The 8,269-nt window shown below is 66.2% G+C and carries 6 protein-coding genes; 3 read left to right on the top strand and 3 right to left on the bottom strand.

Going from position 1 to position 8,269, the window contains the following annotated elements:
• Positions 1 to 62 precede the first annotated feature (62 nt).
• A complete protein-coding gene (gene hutG / locus QRN51_RS22025) occupies positions 63 to 1,043 on the bottom strand; it encodes a formimidoylglutamase (protein ID WP_284991878.1) in 981 nt (326 codons plus the stop codon).
• A gap of 74 nt (positions 1,044 to 1,117) precedes the next feature.
• Positions 1,118 to 2,560 (bottom strand): NCS2 family permease, encoded by a 1,443-nt coding sequence (locus tag QRN51_RS22020; protein ID WP_059388467.1) that lies wholly within the window; start codon positions 2,558 to 2,560, stop codon positions 1,118 to 1,120.
• 114 nt (positions 2,561 to 2,674) lie between these two features.
• Here QRN51_RS22020 and QRN51_RS22015 point away from each other — a divergent pair, with 114 nt between their 5' ends.
• Positions 2,675 to 3,373: a copper resistance CopC family protein gene (locus QRN51_RS22015; RefSeq protein ID WP_284991876.1), complete on the top strand. Its 699-nt coding sequence runs from the start codon at positions 2,675 to 2,677 to the stop codon at positions 3,371 to 3,373.
• On the opposite strand, the gene QRN51_RS22010 is transcribed toward QRN51_RS22015, so the two are convergent.
• Positions 3,370 to 4,038, bottom strand: a complete 669-nt coding sequence (locus QRN51_RS22010; protein ID WP_059388469.1) for an NAD(P)/FAD-dependent oxidoreductase — start codon at positions 4,036 to 4,038, stop codon at positions 3,370 to 3,372. The genes QRN51_RS22015 and QRN51_RS22010 overlap by 4 nt on opposite strands.
• A gap of 397 nt (positions 4,039 to 4,435) precedes the next feature.
• On the opposite strand from QRN51_RS22010, the gene QRN51_RS22005 reads away from it, so the two are divergent.
• Positions 4,436 to 5,488: a universal stress protein gene (locus tag QRN51_RS22005; RefSeq protein ID WP_284991875.1), complete on the top strand. Its 1,053-nt coding sequence runs from the start codon at positions 4,436 to 4,438 to the stop codon at positions 5,486 to 5,488.
• Positions 5,489 to 5,527: 39 nt separating this feature from the next.
• On the top strand, positions 5,528 to 8,269 hold the full coding sequence (locus tag QRN51_RS22000; protein WP_284991874.1) for a PEP/pyruvate-binding domain-containing protein: 2,742 nt from the start codon (positions 5,528 to 5,530) through the stop codon (positions 8,267 to 8,269).

The raw sequence follows: 8,269 nt of genomic DNA, 5'->3' as shown, positions 1-8,269 counted from the left end.
GCGTGGAGCTCCCCGGCCGCCAGTTCATCGCCGTCAGGCTCCGCGCCGTCGGCTAACCCCGCCTACCCCAGCAGCGTGTTCACCAAGCGCGCGGCCACCTTGGCGGTCCGCGAGTCGATATCGAACTCGGGGTTGAGCTCGGCGACGTCCAGGTGCATGAGTTTTCCGCTCGTGGCAACTTGCTTGCACACCGCGCTGATAACGGGCAGCGGCACCCCATACGCCGCAGGCGCGCTCACGCCGGGAGCCACCGACGCCGGTAGCACGTCCAGGTCGATCGTCAGGTACAGCACGTCCACGCTGTCCAGGAACCGCGCCACGAAATCGTGCGCGGCCTCCGCGGAGCAGTCCTCGTCCAGCAGGTACTTCACGCCCAGCCGGTCCGCCGTGTTGAAGAGGGTGCGCGTGTTGTTGGGCTCGGAGATTCCGACGACGGCGTAGTTCAGTTCGCGGCCCTCGGCGGCTTCCGCCCGGGCCATCTGCAGGAACGGCGTGCCTGAGCTTGGCACCGGTTCGTCCCGCAGGTCGAAATGCGCGTCCAGGTTCAGGACTCCGAGGCGCTTGCCGACCCTCACGGCCTCCGAGCCAGCCACACCCAGGTAGCTGGCGAAAGCAGTTTCGTGCCCGCCGCCGAGCAGCACCGTGAGCTTGCCGCCGTCGAGCAGTTCCGAAATCACGCGGCCCGCGCGCGCTTGGCCTGCCTCCAGGGAGCCAGCCTCCACCGAGCCGTCCTCCACAACCACGTCGCCGGCGTCGAACACGTCCCGGTCCAGATGGAAAGCCAGCGGACCCAGGGCCTGCCGTATAGCTTCCGGAGCGGCGGCGGCGCCGATACGGCCCTTATTGCGCCGCACGCCCTCGTCACTGCGGAAGCCCACGACGACGGCGGCCCGGGAGCCCGCGTCCCGCGCGCCGGGGGCGGCTGCATCGGGAGTGTGGGGCGCCACGGCCTGCCACCAGCGGCGGTGCTCATCGCCATCGCCGTCGAAGCGGCCGGTCCACGGCGTGGGGCGGACATCGGCAACAGCGCGGGAAATCTCCATGGTTAAAGCTCAACGCATGGCGGTACCGAAAAACATCGCTTGGGGGCGGAGGGTGTCCGGTATTCCGGAAAGGCCTATTTGACTCCCAGGATTTCCTCGACGGGACCGATCCCGAAGAACAACAGGAACGCAGCGGCCACGGCCCACATGAGCGGATGGACTTCGCGGGCCCTGCCCTGGAACGTGCGGATGAGTGCGAAGGAGATGAACCCGGCGCCCAGGCCGTTCGCGATCGAGTAGGTGAACGGCATGAGGGCCATGGTCAGGAACGCGGGAATGCCGACTCCCCAGTCCTGCCAGTGGATCTTGCCCACCTGGGACACCATCATGAAGCCCACCACCACCAGGGCGGGGGCGACGGCCTCGAACGGGACCAGGTTGATGAGCGGGGTGAAGAACATGGCCACGAGGAACAGCAGGCCGGTCACGATCGACGCCAAGCCGGTGCGGGCACCCTCGCCGATGCCGGCGCCGGATTCCACGAAAATCTGGTTGGAGGACACGGACGAGCCGCCGCCGATGATCGCGCCGAGGGCGTCCACCTGCAGGACACGGTCAACGTTGGGGATGTTTCCGTGTTTGTCGATGTTTCCTGCTTCCCTCGCCAAGCCCACCATGGTGCCCATGGCGTCGAAGAAGATACTGAGCAGGATCACGAACGCCAGCAGGGTGGCCGCGATGATGCCAAGGTGCTGGAACGCCCCGAAGGGGTTCGCCTTGCCAATGAGGGACAGGTCCGGAGCGGCCCACTCGGTGAACTTGGGCGCCACCAGGGACCAGCCGCGGGGATTGTAGGTTTTGCCGTCGAAACTCGGGCCGATGTGCAGGGTGAATTCCAGGATGGCGGCAAGGGCCGTGGAGACGATGATGCCGATCAGGATGGCGCCACGTACCTTGCGGACCACCAAGGCGATGGTCAGGACGAGTCCGACGACGAACACCAGGGTCGGCCAGCCCAGAAGCTTCCCGTCGACGCCCAGGCCGAGCGGGACCGTGGTGCCGGCGGCGTCCGGGATGCGGCGCACGAAGCCGGCATTGACGAGGCCGATCAGCGCGATGAAGAGGCCGATGCCCACCACGATCGCGGTCTTCAGGGCCTCAGGGACGGCTTTGAAGACCGCGGTGCGGAAACCGGTGAGCACCAGGATCAGCATGGTGAGGCCCGAGAGCATCACGAGGCCCATCATGTCCGGCCATGTCAGGCCGGGGTGCGAGGCAATGGTGACTGCCACGAAGGCGTTGACGCCCAGCCCGGTAGCGATGGCGAAGGGGTGCTTGGCCCAGGCTCCCATGAGGATCGTCAGGATGCCGGCGACGAAGGCGGTGGTGGCGGCGACGGCGGCGAAGCCAAGTGAAGCGCCACTGGAGTCCGCCCCGGAAAGGATCAAGGGGTTGAGGACCACGATGTAGCTCATGGCAAAGAAGGTCGCGAAGCCGCCTCGGATTTCTCGCGAATAGTTGGATCCGCGTTCCGAAATCTTGAAATAGCGGTCGATGGCTGAGCCCTGCTTGAGCATGGAAGTCTCCGGGGATCGGGGAAGTGTGCTCTCAAATCCTATGCCCGCGGCTTCGGCACTCCCGCGAATTCGCCTAGTCTGTAAGGAATCCAACACCAAGGGAGTTATTCGCTCATGCGCCCTATCCGCCAGTTGCTGGCCGTCGTCGTCGCTGCCACGGCGGTTCTTTTCTCTGCCGCCCTGTTCTCGGCGGCACCCGCCTTCGCGCACGATGTCGCCGAGTCAACGTCACCGGCCAACGGCTCAACGGTTGCCAGCGTCCCGGACTCCGTGTCCATCACGTTCAACAACCGGCCGCTCCTGCTCGGCTCGCAGATCCGGGTGAACGACGCCTCAGGACAGAACTGGGCAGATGGTTCCGTCGAGATTGTGGACGCCGTGGTGTCGCAAAAGCTGCGGCCTGGCGCGCCCGCCGGCGCATTCACCGTCATCTGGCGCGTCGTCAGTTCGGATTCGCACCCCATTGAAGGCACCTTCACGTTCACCGCCAAGGCAGGAAGTACGACGGCGGGCGGCGGCTCCGCGAGCACCGCACCTTCGGCGGAGGTACCCACCGCCGGCACCGCGGCCCCTGGTTCGACGACGACGCCCGAAAAGGTGCCCGATGCCTCCCAGCCGTTCCCCTGGAGCATTGTGATCTTCGCCGTGGTTGCCGCGGGCCTGCTGGTCTTCCTCGGCATCACCGCACGACGCCGGCTGGCAGGCGGGGGTTCCGATGATTCTGACGATTCCGGCGACGCTGATGACGCTGATGACGCAGGCGATGAAGAGGACGCCGAGGTTGAGCCCGGCAGCCCGGAGAAGAAGCCCTAGGCCAGGGCGGGAACAGCTGCAAAGGTGCCCGTGAGCGCCCCGTGGACGCTGTCCGGGTAGACCTTGGCGGAAATCGCCTGGCCCACCACCTTGGCTTGGCGCAGGACTTCCTTCGGTGTGGGTGTGGCAAGTTCGCCGACCCCAACCAAGTACATTCCGATCGCCCGCATGGCCGCGACGAGGTTCTGGCCGATGGCGAAGCCGAGCTCGGCAAGCATTCGCCTCAACTGGCTCTGTCCACAACGCGTGACAACGACGTGGTCGGCCAAAAGCACTCCGTTGGCCGTGTGAACGGCCCATTGGTACGAGGCGACGCCCGAGGACCCTGAAACTACCGATCCGGAAATCACGGACCCCGCGGCAGCTTCGTCCAGGCGATCGAGCCGGACAGCACGCGTGGTGCTCCGTACGTCGAGCCCGTGACTGGTTGCGTAGTTGCGCAGGTGCCGCAGGATTTCGCTGCGCTCCTGGAGGCACGCGGCGTCGGCGGCGTCGCAACGCTGCAGGATGCCGGTGTTGAGCGGCTGCAAAGGTCCGGGGACGTACATTCCGTCCACCACGATGGCATCCACGCCGTAGCGGCTGAGTTCGCTGGCCACGGCCAGGCCGGGCATGCCGGCACCGATGACCACGGTGGTGGTGCGTTCCGTACTCGCAGCAGGCATGGTTGACACAGCTTGGCTCCTCTTTGAAGGTGCGTTGCCGAGGCAACAGCGGGGTGGCGTCCGGGTCCCCAAGCGGTCGCGAATGATGGCCGTTGATGTGTTGAAAAACACGATCCCCGGTCATCAGTGCCTCGAACATTACAGAAGAAATCGCGTGGTGGATAGCCCCGGCATCGGCATGTCCGACGATGCGTTTTTCGCGCCCCGATTCGGCGGATTTCCACGCCCTCGGCGGGGTTTCCACATACGCTTCTTCCGGCTTGATTCGGCCCTTGCAAACGAGAATAGTGAGCATTGGAGACCGCAACTCACGGCAGTCGAGCGAGAAACACGTTATAGGCGCGGCCTCTGGCAGAATAGCCGCAACATCAGCCAGCAGTGCGAGGAGGCAGGCCCCATGGACCAGCACGGCAAACACTCTGAGAGCCATCAACCAGAGACCGAAGGCAACGGAGAGGAACCCTCCATTGCCCCCGGCGGAATTGTGGTGGGCGTTGACGGCAGCGAACACGGCCAATGCGCCCTCGTTTGGGCCGCCCGCGAGGCTGAACGCAGGCAGCTGCCCTTGCATGTGGTCACGGCCTACTCCGTGCCGATCTTCGCGGCTTCAGGGCTCGACGGCGGCTACGCGACAGTGGATGACTCCGTGATCCGGGACGGCGCTGAGGCGATCGTCAAGCAAGCCCTGGAGAAGGTCTCCGGCTACGCCATCGACGTCGATGGCTCGGTGGAGAACGGAGATGCCGCCGGCGTGCTGCTTGATCTGTCCGAAACGGCCGAACTCCTGGTCTTCGGTACCCGGGGACGCGGCGGCTTTGTCGGCAGGCTCCTGGGCTCCGTGAGCAGTGCCTTGCCCGCGCACTCCAAATGCCCCACCGTGACGGTCCCACTCTTCTGCGCGGACCGGCTGGGTGAAACCACTGAGGACAAGCACATCAAGGCCGAGCGCGCGAAGTCCGGCTCCCGCGTTGTCGAGAATGTGGTCGCAGTCGGCGTGGACGGCTCGGAACAGGCGCGCGTTGCCGTCCTGGAGGCCGCGGAGCAGGCTCAACGCATGGGCGCCAAGCTGCGCGTCATCTGCGCCGTACCCGAATACAGCGGCTCCTTGGCGTGGGTTCCGGCACCCCTGGACCGGGAGGCACTCTTCAAGGACATCAGGATCCAGTTGGACGCAGGGTTGGCGTGGCTCAAGAGCCACTTCCCCAAGCTTCCGGCGGAAACCCAACTGCTCGATGGTTCGCCAGTGGAAGTCCTCGTGGAAGTGAGCCGCAGCGTCGAACTCGTGGTGCTTGGCACGCGCGGGCGGGGAGGCTTCGCAGGAATGCTCCTCGGATCGACGTCGGATGGAGTCCTGCACCATGCCAAAGGACCCGTGCTGGTTGTTCCAGACCGCGAGGACCCCAGGCTGGCGGACCGCGCCAACTTCGGTCCCATGCTCGGCGCCGCATAACAGGCAAGCCCAAGGACCGGTGGACGCAGGCAGACGGTAATGGTGGAGCACGCAGAGCCCAGGGAGGCATCGCGCTTGATCGTCGAGCTGCGCCGGATCCGGGCAACCATGCTTCCAGAGGTCGGCGGCAAGGCGGCCAATCTCGGCGAGCTGATCTGGGCGGGACTTCCGGTCCCGCCCGGGTTTTGCCTGACCACCGAGGCCTACCGGCGCGCATTGCAGCCGGATGGAAGCCCCGAGCCAGCCGTCCGGGACATTCTCCGTGGCCTTGAGGCCGTGGAACCCGGCGACCTTGAGGGGCTCGCTTCCCTCGCGGCCCGCGCCAGGGAAACAGTGCTCGACGCCGGGATCCCGGCCGACGTCGAAGGCGCCGTTCGCTCGGCCTACTCCGCGCTTGGCCCGGATGTCCCTGTGGCCGTCAGGTCCTCCGCCACCGCCGAGGACCTGCCCTTTGCCAGTTTCGCGGGACAGCAGGACACCTACCTGAATGTCGTGGGGGCAGATGCCGTCCTGCAGGCCGTCCGGAAGTGCTGGGCTTCCCTGTGGACGGACCGGGCAGTCAGCTACCGGGCAAGCAACGGGATCGACCACGCCACGGTGACGCTCGCCGTCGTCGTCCAACGGATGGTGGACGCTGAGGCCGCGGGGGTGTTGTTCACCGCGAATCCGGTGACCGGGCGCCGCCGCGAGGCGGTCATCGACGCCAATCCCGGGCTCGGTGAGGCCGTGGTCTCCGGCGCCGTGAATCCGGACCACTTTGTGGTGGATTCGCTCACCGGCAGGATCACGGAACGGCGGATCGGGGACCGAAAGCTGGTGATTCGCTCCGTTCCCGGCGGCGGGACCGAAAGGCTCGACGCCGAGCCTCGGGCCGAAGACGGAACCGCGCGGGACGCCTGCCTTGCCGACTCCCAGATCAGGGCGCTCGCGGTCCTCGGCCAGCGCGTCGAGGAGCACTACGGAGCACCGCAGGACACTGAATGGGCCATCGACGGCGACGGCAAACTGTGGCTCACCCAAGCGCGCCCCATCACCACGCTCTACCCGCAAATGACCCGGCAACCAGCAGTCCCCGGTCCGCACGCGTACCTTTGCTTCAGCCTCGCCCAAGGCCTCACCCGCCCCCTCACTCCCATGGGACTCGCGGGCATCAGGCTCATGGGGTCCTCGGTGGCCGGCGCGGCGGGATTCCGGGTTCCCGAACCGCGGGACGGGCCTTCGCCCTACTACGAGGCGGGGCAGCGGATCTATTTTGACCTCACTTCGGTGCTCAGGAGCAGGGCCGGGCGCGCCATCGTGCCCAGGATTTTCGACGTCATGGAAGCACGTTCGGCGTCCATCATGCGTGTCCTGTTCGAGGACCCGCGTTTCGCCGTCACCAGCAAGACGCCTTTCAAACTGCTCAGGCACGTTGGCCCGATCGTGCTCCGCTTCCACCTTCCGGAGACGCTGCTGCGTGCTCTCTTTCGGCCGGAAGTTGCCCTTGGCAAGGTGGAACAGCTGGACGGGAACCTGAAGGCCACGCATGAAGTCCCCACCGATACCACCCCCCGTGAAAAACTGGACCACGCCGAGCGGATACTGCGCACGGAATTGTTCCCCATACTGCCCAATATCCTGCCCCCGGTAGCGCTCGGCTTCGCGATGATGGGGCTGGTACGGAAGCTGCTTGGAGAACAGGCGTCCTGGGGTGAGCTCCAAACCATCATCCGCGGCCTGCCCAACAACGTCACCACCGAAATGGACCTTGCGCTGTGGCGGCTCTCGGCCAGTATCCGCGACGATCCCGCTTCCGCGGTGGCCTTCACCGGTGGCGATCCCGCTGCGCTCGCGGAGAGCTACCGCGACGGCAAGCTGCCGGTCGTCGCGCAATCGGGATTGGCCTCGTTCCTGCGCGACTACGGGCACCGGGCCATCGCGGAAATCGACCTAGGCATGCCCCGCTGGTCCGACGACCCCACCCACATCATCGGAGTCCTGGTCAATTACCTTCGCCTCGACGATCCCCGCCTGGCGCCGGACAAACAGTTCGAAAAAGCAGCCCGCGACGCCGAGGAACAAGCCGCCGTGCTGGTGGCCCGTGCGCGGTCCAAGAGTCCGCTCCACGCCAGGATCGTGAAAATGGCACTCGAACGGACACGCATGTTTGCCGGGCTCCGTGAACTTCCCAAGTACCACCTCGTGCGGGGCTTCGCCGCGGTCCGAGCACAGGTTGCGGAAGCAGGGGAGGCCTTGGCGGAAGCGGGAATCATCGACGATGCCAGCGACGTCTTCTTCCTGGATTTCAACGACGCCCGCCGCGGCTTGGACGGCAAGGATCTCCACGAGCTCGTGGCGCAGCGCCGCGAAGCCTATGAGCTTGAACTCAAGCGCCGCCACGTGCCACGCGTGCTGCTCTCCGACGGCACCGAGCCAGAAGCGCTGCCAGCCGGTCTCCTGAGCGGCGCGACGGGGGCACCGGCGTCGGACGGCATGCTGTTGGGAACCCCGGCTTCGGCGGGAACTGTGACGGCGGTGGCAAGGGTGATCATGGACCCGGTGGGCGCGCATCTTGAACCCGGAGAAATCCTGGTGGCGCCCTCGACGGATCCCGGCTGGACGCCCCTCTTCCTGACCGCCGGGGGACTCGTGATGGAGATGGGCGGTCCCAACTCGCATGGCGCCGTCGTGGCTCGTGAGTACGGGATTCCGGCAATCGTGGGCGTCCCGGATGCCACGTCCCGGATCAGCACAGGACAGACGATCACGGTGGATGGCGCCGCGGGGACGGTGGCTTTCTAG

It is taken from the genome of Arthrobacter sp. efr-133-TYG-120 (genome assembly GCF_030209785.1).
Taxonomy (GTDB): domain Bacteria; phylum Actinomycetota; class Actinomycetes; order Actinomycetales; family Micrococcaceae; genus Arthrobacter.
This window is presented reverse-complemented; position numbering and strand designations above follow the sequence as displayed.